Annotated in this window: 14 protein-coding genes, 1 pseudogene and 1 other annotated feature; of the genes and pseudogenes, 12 read left to right on the plus strand and 3 right to left on the minus strand. The window is 46.7% G+C overall.

What is annotated here, in order from left to right; translation table 11 throughout:
* Positions 1 to 45 precede the first annotated feature (45 nt).
* The 10 genes from IV71_RS03020 (at position 46) to IV71_RS03065 (ending at position 10,233) form a co-directional block, all read left to right on the plus strand.
* Positions 46 to 1,137: a PTS sugar transporter subunit IIC gene (locus IV71_RS03020; RefSeq protein WP_114636118.1), complete on the plus strand. Its 1,092-nt coding sequence runs from the start codon at positions 46 to 48 to the stop codon at positions 1,135 to 1,137.
* An 89-nt stretch (positions 1,138 to 1,226) separates the two neighbouring features.
* Positions 1,227 to 1,454, plus strand: a binding site (T-box leader).
* 62 nt (positions 1,455 to 1,516) lie between these two features.
* On the plus strand, positions 1,517 to 2,980 hold the full coding sequence (locus IV71_RS03025) for an ABC transporter substrate-binding protein/permease (protein WP_010691127.1): 1,464 nt from the start codon (positions 1,517 to 1,519) through the stop codon (positions 2,978 to 2,980).
* A complete protein-coding gene (locus IV71_RS03030) occupies positions 2,973 to 3,716 on the plus strand; it encodes an amino acid ABC transporter ATP-binding protein (RefSeq protein WP_010691128.1) in 744 nt (247 codons plus the stop codon). The genes IV71_RS03025 and IV71_RS03030 overlap by 8 nt, the downstream gene beginning before the upstream one ends.
* A 15-nt stretch (positions 3,717 to 3,731) precedes the next feature.
* Positions 3,732 to 4,937, plus strand: coding sequence for an argininosuccinate synthase (locus IV71_RS03035; RefSeq protein ID WP_010691129.1), 1,206 nt, complete (start codon positions 3,732 to 3,734; stop codon positions 4,935 to 4,937).
* A gap of 19 nt (positions 4,938 to 4,956) precedes the next feature.
* Positions 4,957 to 6,342, plus strand: a complete 1,386-nt coding sequence (gene argH, locus IV71_RS03040; protein ID WP_010691131.1) for an argininosuccinate lyase — start codon at positions 4,957 to 4,959, stop codon at positions 6,340 to 6,342.
* 120 nt (positions 6,343 to 6,462) lie between these two features.
* The gene (locus IV71_RS03045) at positions 6,463 to 6,969 is read left to right on the plus strand and encodes a TetR/AcrR family transcriptional regulator (protein ID WP_010691133.1); all 507 of its coding nucleotides are present in this window, start codon (positions 6,463 to 6,465) and stop codon (positions 6,967 to 6,969) included.
* Positions 6,969 to 8,021 (plus strand): ABC transporter permease, encoded by a 1,053-nt coding sequence (locus tag IV71_RS03050; RefSeq protein WP_010691134.1) that lies wholly within the window; start codon positions 6,969 to 6,971, stop codon positions 8,019 to 8,021. The genes IV71_RS03045 and IV71_RS03050 overlap by 1 nt, the downstream gene beginning before the upstream one ends.
* Position 8,022: 1 nt before the next feature.
* Positions 8,023 to 8,700: an ABC transporter ATP-binding protein gene (locus IV71_RS03055; RefSeq protein WP_010691135.1), complete on the plus strand. Its 678-nt coding sequence runs from the start codon at positions 8,023 to 8,025 to the stop codon at positions 8,698 to 8,700.
* Positions 8,701 to 8,817: 117 nt separating this feature from the next.
* A complete protein-coding gene (locus IV71_RS03060; protein WP_010691136.1) occupies positions 8,818 to 9,585 on the plus strand; it encodes a CPBP family intramembrane glutamic endopeptidase in 768 nt (255 codons plus the stop codon).
* A gap of 6 nt (positions 9,586 to 9,591) precedes the next feature.
* On the plus strand, positions 9,592 to 10,233 hold the full coding sequence (locus tag IV71_RS03065) for a hypothetical protein (RefSeq protein WP_010691137.1): 642 nt from the start codon (positions 9,592 to 9,594) through the stop codon (positions 10,231 to 10,233).
* 37 nt (positions 10,234 to 10,270) lie between these two features.
* Here the strand turns inward: IV71_RS03065 and IV71_RS03070 are convergent, their stop codons facing one another.
* Positions 10,271 to 11,161 (minus strand): metal ABC transporter solute-binding protein, Zn/Mn family, encoded by an 891-nt coding sequence (locus tag IV71_RS03070; RefSeq protein ID WP_010691138.1) that lies wholly within the window; start codon positions 11,159 to 11,161, stop codon positions 10,271 to 10,273.
* An 82-nt stretch (positions 11,162 to 11,243) separates the two neighbouring features.
* The gene (locus tag IV71_RS03075) at positions 11,244 to 11,897 is read right to left on the minus strand and encodes a LysR family transcriptional regulator (protein ID WP_010691139.1); all 654 of its coding nucleotides are present in this window, start codon (positions 11,895 to 11,897) and stop codon (positions 11,244 to 11,246) included.
* A gap of 227 nt (positions 11,898 to 12,124) precedes the next feature.
* Here IV71_RS03075 and IV71_RS03080 point away from each other — a divergent pair.
* Positions 12,125 to 13,756 (plus strand): annotated as a pseudogene (locus tag IV71_RS03080) (malolactic enzyme); the annotation flags it as partial.
* A 57-nt stretch (positions 13,757 to 13,813) separates the two neighbouring features.
* Here the strand turns inward: IV71_RS03080 and IV71_RS03085 are convergent.
* On the minus strand, positions 13,814 to 15,175 hold the full coding sequence (locus IV71_RS03085) for a threonine/serine exporter family protein (RefSeq protein WP_010691141.1): 1,362 nt from the start codon (positions 15,173 to 15,175) through the stop codon (positions 13,814 to 13,816).
* A 181-nt stretch (positions 15,176 to 15,356) separates the two neighbouring features.
* On the opposite strand from IV71_RS03085, the gene IV71_RS03090 reads away from it, so the two are divergent.
* Positions 15,357 to 15,953 (plus strand): TetR/AcrR family transcriptional regulator, encoded by a 597-nt coding sequence (locus IV71_RS03090; RefSeq protein ID WP_010691142.1) that lies wholly within the window; start codon positions 15,357 to 15,359, stop codon positions 15,951 to 15,953.
* The last annotated feature ends 36 nt before the right edge of the window (positions 15,954 to 15,989 follow it).

The following is a 15,989-nucleotide window of genomic DNA, read 5'->3' on the forward strand; positions in this document are numbered from 1 at the left end:
AGAAAAGAAGAGAACATTAAGGACTTTGAACAAGCCGAACAGGCCATGGAGAAACAGCCGGCGGAAAAGTCATCGGTTAAGGAATACGTCTATAACGTATCCGCTGCCGTATCGAACGCCATTCTGGTGACGCTGGGGATGGGGCTCTTACTGCAAACGATTGCTGGCTTCATTCACTGGGGGCCAATGGTTCAAATGGGTGCGGTGACAAAAGTTATCCTGCCAGCCGCCTTTGGTGCAGCGATTGCTTCGCAGATGAAGACGAACACAATGGTAATGTTTTCAGCTATGGCTGCCTCAACGGTCGGTGCTAACGCCGTCTTCTTCACAACGACACCGATGGTCTTAAAGACAATGACTGGCTTTTCCTCTGCGCAAGTTGCTGGGTCAGCCGTGATGACGACTGGTCAGCCAATTTCAGCCGTGCTTGCTGGAATTGCTGCGGTTCTTTTTGGAAAGTGGCTGTCTGGTAAGACACCGCTGGACATGATTATTGTGCCGGCTGCTACGACCATTGTGGGAACAATTGTTGGTTACTACCTGGCCATTGTTACGACACCATTCCTTGTTTGGCTTGGTCACAGTATCGCGTCAATGGTTGCCATTAATCCAATCATTGGGACTGCCGTCGTTGCCATGGCCTTCGGTGCGATGACAATGACGCCCGCTTCTGCCGCCGCCCTGGCCGTTGCCATCGGTGCGACTGGTATTACTTCTGCTGATGCCGCTGGTGCCATCCTTGTTGGAACAACTGCTGTCTTCGTTTCATACCCTGCCATGTCATGGCACGAAAACAAGATTGGAGCAACCATTGCCCAAGGAATCGTGACACCAAAGATTCAGTTCCCGAACGTGATTAAGAACCCAATGATTCTGATTCCACCAATGATTGGCGCTGCCATTGCTGCCCCAATTGCCACCATGATTTTCCACATCACCGTCCCATTCACGATGGCGGGTATCGGCTTTAACTCCTTCATCGTCCCACTGGCCCTCTTTGGAAAGTCACCCGCTTCCTTCTTTGCCTACATGGGTGTTGCTGTCATTATCCCAGTTGTCATCTCATTCTTTACTTACTGGGCAATGCGTAAGATGAACTGGATCAAGGCCGGTCAGACCCATCTTGACATGATTTAAAAGTTAAAGATAAAAAATAAATTAAATATTTTCTCATGAAGTTGTTGCAAAATTAAAATTCTCTGTTATAGTTAATGACAAGTTAATAATAAAAAACGTTGTTGAGGAAGTAGTAGTCTTCTTCTTACCGCTCAGTGAAGTGTTGGTTAGTGTGAAACACAGGGTAAGATTAGACGAACGTCGCCTCATGGTGCATGCGATGAAAACCATGCTGGGTGCTCCCATTAAAGAGCTGACGATTAGTAGTTTTGATCGAATAATGAGAGGTGTTCTTTTTGGGCACAATCAAGGTGGTACCGCGTGTAAACGTCCTTTAGTCAAATGACTAAAGGGCGTTTTTTTATTGTTTACGCCCAATAAAACAGAGGAGAAAAGGAAAATGGGAAAGACGAAGATAGGGAGCATGCTAGCAATTTTGCTAGTGCCCTTCATGATGTTATTTGCTGGTATGGGAACGACGGCGTCAGCCGATGATAACAGCTTGCAAAAGATTAAGGACGCGGGGGTTTTGAAGGTGGCAACTTCACCAGACTACCCACCCTTTGAGTTCCGGGCAACCATTAATGGTAAGTCCGAGGATGTGGGGATGGATATTGAAGTCGCCAAGCAAATCGCTAAGGATCTTGGTGTGAAGCTGAAGATTATGAACATGGATTTTGGATCGACTTTGGTAGCGGTTCAAACCGGCAAAGTCGACATGGCCATCACTGGGGTCAACCCAACGGAAGAACGTCGGCAGTCCGTGGATTTCTCGGATATCTACTATAACGGTGGACAGTCCTTCTTGATTCAAAAGAAGGATGCCAAGAAGTACAAGAGTGCCAAAGCCTTGCACGGGGCCAAGATTGGAACCCAAACCGGTTCATTGCAACAGACCCTCTCAAAGAAGTACTTCAGTGACAGCACGCTATCAAGTATGGAAAAGACGCCCAACCTAGTCTTTGCTCTGAAGTCAGGTAAGCTCGATGCCGTTGGGGTTGAAACACCAGTTGCCGCTACCTATGTTGAAAACAACAAGGACTTGGCCATGGTTAACGCCGGCTATACGTTGGATAAGAATGAGACGGGAGCCGCCGTTGCCTTTGCCAAAGGATCTGATTCATTAGCCGCTGCTGTTAATAAGAGTATTGCTAAAATTCAAAAGCACCACTTGACCGACGATTACTTGAAGACGGCTGCGAAGTACATGAAGGACAATACCAAAGATACTTCGATGATGCACTATTGGAAGTACTTCTATAACGGTTTCTTGAATACAACGTTGATTGCGGTTGTGGCCGTGATCTTCGGAATTCTGCTCGGTATTCTCCTGGTTTTGATGAAGCTATCCGCCTGGAAGGTGCTTTCATGGCCTGCCACTGCTTACATTGAAATTGTCCGTGGAACACCAATGATGGTCCAGGTCCTGCTTGTCTACTTCGGATTGGGGGCCATTATCAACTTGCCAGCCCTCTTAGCTGGAATCATTGCCGTTGCCTTGAACTCGGCCGCCTACGTTGCCGAAATCATTCGTGGTGGCATCAACAGTTTGGATAAGGGACAGAAGGAAGCTGCTCAGAGTATTGGTTTGAACAAAGTCGACACCATGCGCTTCGTCATCTTGCCACAGGCCTTTAAAAACATCTGGCCATCACTTGGTAACGAATTCATTTCGGTCGTGAAGGAAAGTTCGATTGTTTCCATCATTGGGGTTTCCGACTTGATTTACCAATTAAACGTTGTTCGGGCCGATACTTACCGGGCTGTTGCGCCAATCGTAGTGGTCATGGTGATTTACTTCCTGATGACCTTTACGCTAACTCGTTTGTTGAACCACTTTGAAAGGAAAATGAACCATGACTAAAGCCGCAATTGAATTAAAAGACATCACCAAGGAATTTAATGGGAACCAGGTTTTGAAAGGAATCAACGGAGAAATCGACGAGGGCCAGGTACTGGCCATTATCGGGCCGTCCGGTTCCGGTAAGTCGACTTTGTTACGTGCCGTCAACCAATTGGCTGCGCCGAGCTCTGGTTCGGTGGTTTTCGAAGGGCAAGACCTGACGAAGGCGGGGAAGCAATCGCTGAACCATCTGGGCGAAAAAATCGGCATGGTTTTCCAAAGTTTCAACCTTTTTCCCAACCATACGGTCTTGGATAATGTGACCCTTGGCCCACGTCGGGTGAAAAAGTTGTCTGACGAACAGGCGAACCAGGAGGCCATGCACTATTTGAAACAAGTGGGGATGGAAGAGAAGGCTAATGCTTATCCCGATTCCCTGTCCGGTGGGCAAAAGCAGCGGGTGGCCATTGCCCGGGCCCTGGCCATGCAGCCAAAGGTGCTCTTCTTTGATGAACCAACCTCGGCTTTAGATCCCGAAAACGTTGGGGAAGTGCTCAAAGTCATTCAGCAACTCGCCAGTGAAAAGATGACGATGGTGATTGTGACGCACGAAATGCACTTCGCTAAGCAAGTGGCCGATAAGATTTGGTTCATGGCCGATGGCCAAATTGTTGAAGAAAACGATGCAGAAAGTCTCTTTAGTCACCCTAAGAAAGAAAAAACGAAGCACTTTATTAAACAAGTATTGATGGATTAAGATTGGAGAAACAACATGACAAAAATTGTCTTAGCCTATTCAGGTGGTTTAGATACATCCGTTGCCATTCCCTGGTTAAAGGATAAGGGTTATGACGTGGTGGCGGCCGTCTTGGACGTCGGGCAAGCTGGTAAGAATTTGAAGGAAATTCAAGAAAAGGCCCTGCAGGTTGGCGCAGTGGAATCCTATGTCATTGATGGCAAGGAAGAATTTGCCAAGGACTTTGTTGGCCCGGTCATTCAGGCGAATGCCCTTTATGAAGGAAAATATCCCCTGGTATCGGCCCTGTCCCGACCATTAATCATTAAGAAGTTAGTGGAGCTAGCTCACCAGACCGGAGCAAAGGCCATCGCCCACGGTTCAACCGGGAAGGGGAATGATCAGGTTCGTTTTGAAACCGCCATTCATGCCTTGGACCCGAGCTTAGCAATCGAAGCGCCCATCCGTGACTTTCATTGGTCGCGGGAAGAAGAAATCGACTATGCGAAGGAACACGGCGTTCCTGTCCCCATCGGGAAAAAGTCGCCCTATTCCATCGATGATAACCTATGGGGCCGCGCCAATGAAGCGGGCATTTTGGAGAATCCATGGAATGAAGCGCCAGAAGATGCCTTTGCGTTGACAACAGCCGTGGAGGAAACCCCAGACCAAACTGATGTACTGACACTGACTTTTGAAAAGGGACTACCGGTTGCCGTGAATGGGCAAAAGCAGTCCTTAGTGACGATTATCGAAAGCCTGAACCTCGTTGCCGGTAAGCATGGGATTGGACGTATCGATAAGATTGAGAACCGTCTGGTTGGCATCAAATCCCGCGAGATTTATGAAGCACCGGCAGCAGCGGTGATCATGACGGCCCATAAGGATTTGGAAGATTTGACTTTGGAACGTGATTTGGCGCATTTTAAGCCAATTATCGAACAAAAGGTGACGGAACTGCTATACAACGGTCTTTACTTCTCCCCACTTTTTGATGCGGCCATGGCCTTTATCAAAAAGAGCCAGGAAGTGGTTAATGGCGAAGTCAAAGTCAAGCTCTTTAAGGGTCAGGTGACGGCCATCGCTCGTCAATCCGAAACGAACTCGCTCTACGACGAAAATTTGGCCACTTATACGGATGCCGATTCATTTGATCAAGTAGCAGCCGCTGGCTTTATCAAACTCTGGTCCCTACCAACAACGGTTTTTGAACAAGTGAATCATACGCATAGCAACAAGTAGAAAAAGAATTGGGGAAAACATGTCGAATAAACTTTGGGGTGGCCGCTTTCATGGTCAAGCAGCGGATTGGGTGGATGAGTTTGGTGCTTCAATCCACTTTGATTACCAACTGGCAGCAGAAGAAATTGAAGGGTCGATCGCCCATGCAACGATGCTAGCCAAGCAGGGAATTTTGACGGCAGAAGAGTTGGAACAAATCATTACTGGTTTGAAAGAAATTCAAAAAGAAATCGAGGCAGGAACGTTTGAATTCTCCGTTAAAAATGAGGATATTCACCTTAATATTGAAGCCAAGTTGACGGCACTCATTGGACCAGTGGCCGGTAAACTGCACACTGCCCGCTCTCGAAACGATCAGGTAGCCACGGACTTTCATCTATGGATGAAGCATCGGCTGCCGGTGGTCAAGGTGGCAATCAGCAACTTGCAGGCGACGCTGGTTGACTTAGCGGCTGATAACGTGGGGACGCTGATGCCGGGGTATACGCACCTACAACATGCACAACCCATTTCCTACGGACACTACTTATTGGCTTACTTTGAAATGCTCCAGCGTGACTACGAACGTTTCACCTTTAACGAAAAGCACGTCGACATTTTACCGTTAGGTGCCGCTGCTTTGGCCGGCACGACTTTCCCAATTGACCGTGAATTTGTTGCCGAGCAGCTTGGCTTTGGTCACGTTTACCACAACAGTTTGGATGCCGTCTCAGACCGTGATTTTGCGGTAGAATTTCTTTCAAATGCTTCGATTTTGATGATGCATTTGTCACGGATGGCTGAGGAAATGATTCTCTGGACGTCCTTTGAATTTAACTACTTGGAACTGTCGGATAGCTATTCAACCGGATCTTCCATCATGCCCCAAAAGAAGAACGCTGACTTTGCTGAGCTGAGCCGTGGAAAGACGGGGGCGGTTTACGGTCATTTGATGGGCTTGCTCACGGTAATGAAGGGCTTGCCCTTGGCTTATAACAAGGATATGCAAGAAGACAAGGCTGGGGTGTTTGAGACTTTTGACACGATTATCGCGGTACTGAAAGTCTTTACTGGTATGGTTTCGACCATGACGGTGAAAAAGGACAAGATGAGAGCGGCTTTGAAGGGTGACTACTCGAATGCGACGGAATTGGCTGATTACTTAGCCAAGAAGGGGCTGCCATTCCGGCAAGCCCACGCCGTGGTGGGGATGCTCGTCTATCAAGGAATCGAAGAGGGACTAGCGTTAGAAGAGATGCCTCTCAAAGAGTTGCAGAAGGCTTCTAATCTCATTGATAAAGACGTTTACGTGGTATTGGACCCGCAAACAGCTGTGAATACGCGGACGTCATCGGGTGGTACGGCCATGGCGAATGTTGAAAAAGAAGTGGTCGCTGCACAATCCCTTTTGGCGCAACGACAATAAGAAAACTAGATGAGAAGCAGAACATTGTTCTGTTTCTTTTTTTGTTTCTAATTGACACTGTGTCAAAAAGAGTTATACTAGTCAACGAAATGACAGTGTGTCAATTTGGAGGATGTTTAAATGATTAAGCCACTATTTTATAAATTAAATGACGAGAAACGGCGGAAATTGGAAGCGGATTTGTATCAAATTTTTTCTGAAAAAGATTTGATAACGGTTTCGGTGAAAGACATTGTGGCGGTAACGGGTATTTCACGAGGTTCGTTTTACACCTACTTTGATACACCGGTTGATGCCTACTCCTATGTCTTTCGTAAGGTGCTGATCCGCGTGCATCAGCAAATGATGGGCGCAAACGCCTTCGGCTCGGTGCGGCAATTCATTGAAAGCATGGACAAGAATCCGGACCGCGACTTTTTAAAAAATTACTACACGGTTAATGAAATGATCTTGGAAGCCAATGGTGAAAGCCAAATGATCACTACGGGCGAGGAAAACCTGCACAAATGGATGGTATTAGTATCCATTCATGAATTAATTCGGCGGTATTTCTTAAATCCTGGGGATAAAGGGGAAATTCTGAGCCGCTTATCCTCACTAGAAGAATGGGAAAAGGAGAATTCCTAATGTTTTTAGCATTACACGAAGTTAAAAAGGAAAAGTTACGGTACGGGCTAGTAATGGGCGTGATTTTGCTAATCGCCTATCTCATTTTTATCCTATCTGCTTTGGCACAGGGATTGGCTAGTCAAAACACGGCAGCCGTCAATAGTTGGCAAAGTCAGTCGGTGCTGCTTTCAAAAGATGCCAACGGGAACCTGGCGCAGTCCATGCTGACAAAGGAGGAGATGCCGAAGGTATCCTCGACCAAGCAAGACCAAGTGGGCTTGGCTCAGGGAATTTTGAAGGCGGGCGATGCGCGTCAGTCCGCGACCTTTATTGGCTTGGCTAATAATAGTCAGATTCAAAAGCAAACCAAGCTAGTGCAGGGCCGCTGGTTGCAAAACGATACTGAACTGGTGTTGTCTGATCAATTAAAGCAACAGGGATTCAAATTAAACCAAAAGGTGACGATGGGTCTTTCCAATCAGACCTTTACAGTGGTTGGCTTTGCCAAGAACGCTCTTTATAATATGTCACCCGTGGCCTATGGTTCGTTGAACGCATGGCCAGCTGTGAAGGGCGTCAATTCTGAATTTGCAGGATCCGGCATTGTTAGTCAGGGAAAGTTAAGGACCGATAATGACAACTTACAGGTTCTTTCCAAGAAAGAACTATTCAATAAAATGCCTGGTTACGCTGCCCAAAACCAGACGTTCTTGTTCATGATTGCCTTCCTTATCGTGATTTCAATTGTCATCGTGGCGATTTTCCTTTACATCTTGACGATGCAAAAATTGGAAAATTTGGCGGTGCTACGTGCTCAGGGAATACCAAGCAGCTACCTCATCCAAAACACCCTTTCTCAAACGGTGTTGATTATGGTTGTTTCCGTCGGTTTGGGAACGCTCCTGTCTGCCTTGACCGGTTTGGTGATTCCGAAGGCGGTTCCGATGAGTTTCGATCCAGTTTTGATGACTGGAACCGCCGTTGTTCTGGTCTTAACGGGCATTATCGGTGCCGTTATTCCAATGCGCATCATTGCAAAGATTGATCCAGTTTCGGTTATTGGAGGTTAGCATGCAACGTCTTGAATTAAAGAATGTGAATAAGGTGTTTGGTTCAGGCACCAACCGCGTACAAGCGCTTAGTCAGGTGAACTTTGAGGCGAAAGCCGGCGAATTAACGCTCATTTTGGGCCCTTCCGGTTCTGGAAAGTCGACCTTGCTGACAATTTTGGGCGGCCTTCAGCAGCCGACTTCTGGAGAAGTGCTCATTAACGGGAACCGTTTCGATGGCAAGCGGGGGAAGGCGGCGGACGACTTTCGCTTAAAGCACATTGGCTTCGTCTTGCAGTCTTACAGTCTCGTTCCCTACTTGACAGTGGCCGAACAGTTCCAACTGGTGGATAAGGTAAAAAAAGCCGGCAATTTGCCCCCTAAACAATTTGATAATGATTTGAATCGGTTAGGAATTACCTCTCTATTAGACAAGTATCCAGGCGAGCTTTCGGGTGGGCAAAGTCAGCGGGTGGCCATTGCCCGAGCACTTTACGCTAACCCAGACTTTATTTTGGCCGATGAACCGACGGCAGCACTTGATTCCGCACGTGTTCAGGAAGTTGGACGCCTGCTGAAAGACATTGCGGAGAAGGAAGAAAAGGCTGTCGTCGTGGTAACGCATGATCTCCGTTTAAAAGAAGAAGCCGACCGAATCTACCAGCTGGTTGATGGCAAAATTTCATTGGAAAAGTCGTAGAAGATTTTGTTCGCGCCATGGTCTAGAGCAATCACTCCTTTTTCTTTGCTGCTTTAGCGCCTAATACCGCATTGTGCTATACTGCCAGTGTTATGACATGTATAGAGGAGATTTAAAATGAATCGACAGATTGATTTTAAGAAGCTTGTGACGTTGACAGTCAGCTTCCTAGTGTTGGACATTATTGTTCAAAAAGTTTTAGTTCACCAAGCCGTGAACTGGGCATTCTACCAGTTTAATCTGGACCAATTTACAGCACAATTTATCGCCAAAATGTGCGAATTGTTGGTCGTTCTTGGCTTAAATGCGCTGATTACCAAGCAACGAATTTATTTGAAGCCTAGTTGGACCATTTCTGAGGGCGCTTACTGGCTCTTCATGGTGGCTGTGGTTCTGCCATTCTTGTCTGCTGATAATGTTTGGACAGCGCTGGCAACTGGGATGATGGGTGGTTTTTCAGAGGAATTCTTGGCCCGTGGTGTGCTACTGGGCTTGTTCCTGGTTTACTTGTTGCGGGACGGCTACAGTCGCCACAACTTGGTCAAGGGAGTCCTGTATTCAAACCTGGCCTTTGCCTTGATGCACTTTACGAATTTGACCCACATGGATTTCAGTTCTGTTTTGCTGCAATCCATCCTTGCCTTTATCGCCGGCCTGTCTTATGCAGCGATTTACGTTCAAACGGGTTCGATTTGGGCCGCTGTTGCCATGCACTTCGTGGAAGACTTTATTCTAACGGCGAATGGCGCAACTGGTAACCTGTCCATGTATGCGACGATGGCCTTTTCATACTTTAAGATTTTGTTGATTGTCATTTTGTTCATTTACTGGAAGAAGCATGAGCCGGTTCTTTCGCGCCGAATTCGCGGAATTGAGGGTGAGTAGGTCACCATGTTTCGGTCAAAAAAATTTGGACAAATTGCGATTACTTTGATTGGCTTTTGCCTCGTTTTAACGATTGCCTTTTTAATTGGACAAGGAAAAGGAGCGAAGCATCAAGCCAAGCAGGGACATAGTGTCCAAACGACAAGGATTCAATCGTCTCGTTCTACTAGTTCGAGTGGTGATTCGGCGGCCCAGCAACCAGCCGATAACGGTCAAAATTCGACACAAGCAGATTTGGCTACCTACAACGCCTTACCCACCCCTACAAAAGTCGCCTTGTTGATTTTTAATCAATTCCATAACCATAGCAATACCCATTATTCTGTTTATATGGGCGACCGGGATAAAATTGTGGTTGTTGATGATGGGGAGGGTGGATTGGCTAGTTCGTCTGTTGCGGAAATGTATACCGATAATCATGATGGGTCTTATTCCTACGCAACGATTGAATCCTCGGCAACGGCTTTTTCTGATTACACACCAAGTAACTCCTATTGGAAGACAGTTGGCTCGGTTAATGTATCGGAAATGCTTGCCATTTATCAGAGTCGTGTAAACGAGGTGAATCAGTTAACGAACTTACTTGATCTATCGAAATCAACACAATCGTTTACCTTCCTACCGACCAATCAAACAACAGCGCCATAATAAAAGGACGAATCGCTAACGATTCGTCCTTTTTTGATTAAGCAATGGCTTTTTCAATTTGATTCAATTCGGAAAGCTTCCAGTCAACATAAGAGGTGTTGTCTGGTGACGTTTCCGTGACGTTCACGACGGGGATGTTTTCCTGTTTAGCTAGTTTTACTAACTTGGCGACATCACCACCTGTGGTTTGTGTGTTTTGAACAACGAACGCAACTTTGTGTTCCGTCAGCGCGTTTTGAACTTCCTTCAGGGCCGCTGGCGTTGGGTCGGAGTCTTCGGCAATGGCTTCGGCAAAGTCGTCACCGACTAGCTTCATGTCCAAGTCCTTTAACATGTATTCGTAAACGGATTCCGTCTCGAAAACGTTTTTGTCGGCTGTTTTTGCTTTTAATTCAGCAATTTTATCGGTTACTGGTTGAAGCTTTTCTTTGTAGGCAGCTGCGTTTTTCTGATAATCAGCCTTGTGTTCGGGATCCTTCTTTGACAATTCGTTGGCTAACTTTTGCGCTGCATTAACCATGTTGGCGGGGTCGTTCCAAAGGTGTGGATTTGACTTGCTGTCTTTGTTCAACAAGTCAGAGACGAGCAAAAGCTGGGTCTTTTTTGATGATTTGGCCAATTTATTGAGCCAGGCATCGTAGCCAAGACCATTGCCAAAGGCAATATCGGCCTTGGAGACTTTTTTGGCAACATCGTTGGTTGGCTCGTAGTCTTCTGGTGAAACCGATTGTTTGGTAATGATGGCCGAGACGTGCGCATGGTCACCGGCAACCGTCTTGGCTAATTCGGCATAGACGTTGGTGGAAGCCACAATCGTTAACTTGCCGTCTTTGGCTGATTGGTCAGACGACTTTGGCCAGAGTGCAATGGCGAGTATGGCAACTAAAAGGGCGACCATACCCGAGATTAAGATGATTTTTTTCTTCATAATTTTTCCTTCATGCAATCGTTAGTTGAAACAACTCCTTAAGCATAGAAGAGCGCTCATCTTATAGTCAACTCTTTACCGCTTACTCAGTTTTGCTTATAAGGGTAAAGTCGTTTTGCGATGCGGAATGAATTGCCGTCTTTAGTTCTGATAAAATGGCGGTCATTGTCTCAGAACTTTGCCCACTGTCTTGATAGATAAAAGACAGGGTAAAGTCTGGTAAGGCTTGCCCGTTTGGTTGTAACAGTGCCGGGTGAGCAATTTCTTCCACTCGATAGGGCGCGGCAAGATTGGCGGAACCAATCACCAACAGGGCATCGACTTTTCCGTCTTGGAGCAAGCGTAGGCCCTCGTTTCGTTGGACGAGGGACTTTTGAAGGTGGGTGAAAAAGTGGTCGGACAGGTGCTCCTTGATGGCCGGGTAGTAAGCCAAGTCAACCATTTCTGAAAGACCAAGGGCAAACTTTTGCTCCGCTTCTTTTTGAATGGCGACCTGTGCTTGCTGGTATTCTTGAACAATTTTTTTGGCATGTTCTAAAAGAATTTGACCGGGATGGGTGAAGGCCATTTTTTGGTGGCCAGGGTCGCGCCAAATCAATTCACTTGTTAATTCTTTCTCAAGACGTTGCATGGCGAGGGAGACGGTTGGTTGCGAAATGTTAAATCTTTTAGAAACTTGTGAAAAAGAACCAAGTTCGGCCAGTGCGAGATAGTATTCCAAATCTTGAATGCGCATGAATTTGTCCTTTTTAAATAATCAAAAAATTAAAAAAATAACAAGGGTTGAAGTAAAAGAATTATATCAGAAAAAACGACTCAAAAAGCAACAAATGTGCCAAATTGTCCGATAAAACCGGGCTTTCCAGGTTGACTGATGGCTGTTTTCAGCGTAAACTGATTCGTAACTTAGGTAAGTAACTGCATCTAACGATGCGACCTGGATGAAAGAGAAAAAGGAGTTCGTCTTACATGAAGACACCAATCGAAATTTTGAACGATCCCTTCTTGAACAAAGGGACAGGTTTCACAAAGGAAGAACGTAAGGAACTCGGCGTAGCCGGTTTGTTGCCTCCTCGCGTGCAGACTTTGGAAGAACAAGAAGCACAAACTTATGCCCAATACCAGTCAAAGCCATCTGACTTGGAAAAGCGCTTGTTCTTGATGGAAATCTTCAACACGAACCACACGTTGTTCTTCTACATGTTCTCACAACACGTGGTGGAATTCATGCCAATCGTTTACGATCCCGTGATCGCCGACACGATTGAAAACTACTCAGATTTGTTTGTTGACCCACAAAACGCGGTTTACTTGTCAATTGACGAACCAGAAGGTATGGAAGAAGCGTTGAAGAACGCTGCTAACGGTCGTGACATCAAGTTGATCGTTGTAACGGATGCCGAAGGTATCTTGGGTATCGGTGACTGGGGTGTTAACGGTGTTGACATCGCTGTTGGTAAGTTGATGGTTTACACGGCCGCTGCCGGTGTTAACCCAGCTGACGTTTTGCCAGTTGTTTTGGATAACGGAACAAACAACAAGGAATTGTTGGAAAACCCTAATTACTTGGGTAACCGTCACGAACGTGTTCGCGGCGAAAAGTACGACAAGTTTGTTGATGACTTTGTCCAAGCTGCTGAAAAGACGTTCCCTAACCTTTACTTGCACTGGGAAGACTTTGCCCGTCAAAACGGTGCTAAGATCTTGAACAAGTACAAGAACGACATCACGACGTTTAACGATGACATCCAGGGAACTGGTATCATCACGTTGGCCGCTGCATTGGGTGCCATGAACATTACTGGTGAAAAGTTGTCAGAACAGACATACTTGTCATTTGGTGCTGGTTCAGCCGGATGTGGAATCGCCGGACGTATCTACGACGAAATGTTGCAAGAAGGTTTGTCAGAAGAAGAAGCCAAGTCACACATCTACTTGGTTGACAAGCAAGGTTTGCTCTTCGACGACATGGACGACTTGACACCAGAACAAAAGCCATTTGCTCGCAAGCGTTCAGAATTTGCCAATGCTGATCAATTGACTGATTTGATGTCTGTTGTGAAGGAAATCCACCCAACAATCATGGTTGGAACATCAACTGTTCCTGGTGCCTTCACGAAGGAAATCGTTCAGGAAATGGCGTCTCACGTAGAACGCCCAATCATCTTCCCATTGTCAAACCCAACAAAGTTGCTTGAAGCAACTGCAAAGGACTTGCTTGACTGGACTGATGGTAAGGCCTTGGTTGCCAATGGTGTGCCCGTTGACCCAATCGAATACAAGGGTGTTACTTACGATATCGGACAAGCTAACAACGCCTTGGTTTACCCAGGTCTTGGACTTGGAACGATTGCCTCAACTGCAACGGTCTTGAATGATGAAATGATTTCAGCCGCTGCCCACTCATTGGGTGGTCTTGTTGATGGTACGAAGCCAGGAGCCGCTGTTTTGCCTCCTGTCTCACAATTGACAAAGTTCTCTGAAACGGTTGCCATCGCTGTTGCACAGTCAGCAGTTGACCAAGGCATCACGAAGGAAAAGATTTCTGACGTTAAGGCTGCCATCGAAGCCTTGAAGTGGGAAGCTAAGTACTAATCCTTAAACTTTGCAAAAGAAAAGCCGCCAGTAATGGCGGCTTTTTTGTGTTTATATTTAATCGACTTTCCGCCAATCCTTGTCAAAGAGGAAACGGGCGACGTAGAGTCCAAATGGCAGAAAGACCATTATGAGAGCGGCCCTGGTGAGCCAAGTGGCCCCTGCGCCAATGTTATTGAGACCCAAGTTGTACACACCACGGTAAATGTAGAGTCCAGGAACCATGATGACAATGGCGGGGACCGTTAGTGAGATTCTTGGAAAGTCCGTGTAGCGGTTCAGCAGTGAAGCCGCCACGCCCGCAATGAGCGCACCGACAAAGGCAGCTGCAGCAGGGGGCATCTGAGAAAGATCAACTAGTTCTAGACGAGTGGTGTTGGCCACTGCCCCGATGAGACCAGCGGTAATGGCCATCTTTGGTTGGGAATTAAACATCATTGAGAAGCCGAAGACGCCGGCGAAGGAAGCGGCTAGACGACAGGCGATGAGTGGGTAAAGCGATAGTCCCTGAGGTAAAAAGTTTTGTGGATGCAGATGAAAAACAAGGGCCAACAGCCAGCCGATTAGGGTGGCGGAGAAGATAATCATTAAGGCGAAAGCCAGTCGTTCTAGTCCCGAGCGCATGTCGTTTTTTGACAGGTCTAAAATTGAAGTGATGAAAGGAAAACCCGGAATCACAAAGAGCATGGCGCCGATGTAACCGGCTTCGTGGGCGGATGACAGATGAATCCATTGGCCCAAGATAAACAGAGTCAGCACATAGGTTAAGCAGGCTGCAGCAACACCTAGAGCAGTTGTCGCAACGGCATTCCAACGCCGACCGCCTAATTTCTTGCGGGTGAAGTTGCCGGCAAAGGCCCCGGTAAAGCAACCAAACATCTCAATTGGACCACCACCTAGCAAAAAGATGAAACCAGCACAGGCGATGGCGGCTGCTAAACCAGCCATGAAAGCCGAATAATTACCGGGTTGTTTTTGGATTTTGTCGAGTTGTTGATGTACGATTTGTGGCTTTTTATCGGCATATTTTTCAGCAAAGTCAGCAACAAATTTTTCAATTAACGTCATCTTATGGGTGTTAACGCCAGTCGCCGCTAATGAGAGTGACTCTGTGAACGACTCGGTCCCATCAAAGCAGGTGAGTGTAATGGCGGTAAAACCGATATCTGCCGAGATGGTTAATCCCAGGGCTCGGGCAACCGTGTTCATTGCGGCACGAACACGCCAGGCACCCGTTCCGCACGAAAGTAACATGATGCCGACTCGACCAACAATGGAAGCGCGCACGTGTAACGAGGCGTGGCGAGCCGAGTTGTTTTCTTTTGCAATGACTTTTTCCCAACGAACGGCCATGTGCTGGTGAAGACGTTCGGGATTTTCAATGTCATTTAATGCTGATTGGCTAGTGCTTGAGTTCATGGTTGATTGGACTCCCTAAAAGTTGAGAATATAGCCTTATGATAGGCTTGTGAGCGTGATTTTTCAAGTTTGGTTACTTGTCCAGGATCTTCATTGAATGGGTAGCTGACTCGACTTTTTCAATTGAAAAAATTATATTATACTGAAAGCAGGTAATTGCCTATTGAGGTCGAGGGGTGCTATGGAAGAGCAGCTGAGCAAAACAAGAAAAGCCAAAGAGGAAATTATTTTAGCCAAGGCGAGCGAAGTCTTCGCTGAAGAAGGCTTTTTACAAGTCACGATGCAGAGGATTATCGATGCTTGTCAGATTAGCCGAGGTGGTTTGTATCTTTATTTCCACTCCGTTGACGAACTGTTTGTTGAGGTAATCCGCAGTCGTTCCGTCCATCAGTTTGATTTGGTGCGGGAGCAACTGCGATCAAACCCGGATTTTCAGTCCGTCTTTGCGGAGTATTTAGCCGAGCATAAGCAGCGCTTGCTGGTTTTGGCGGCGGGCGGTCCTTCGTTGATTCGTGCAATGTATGAATACTCCTTTACGCATCAATCCGAAGAAGATCGGCACCTGAAGCAAAAGCAAGTGAATGCTACGCGAGGAACGGTGCAGTCATTGCTCGATTTAGGTGCTGACCAAGGTGTTTTGCCGAAAGAAAAGGTTCGCCTTTTGGCTGAAGAACTGATGCTCATCATTGAAGGATTGAACGTATTGGCGCTCACGGGTGAGTTGCAGGAACGGCAGATTGACCGTCAATTCGAACAATTTCAAAAACAAGTCCACTAAAAAACGATGAAAAGGAACGAACATTCCCTTTCATCG

Source organism: Fructobacillus fructosus KCTC 3544 (genome assembly GCF_001438695.1).
Taxonomy (GTDB): domain Bacteria; phylum Bacillota; class Bacilli; order Lactobacillales; family Lactobacillaceae; genus Fructobacillus; species Fructobacillus fructosus.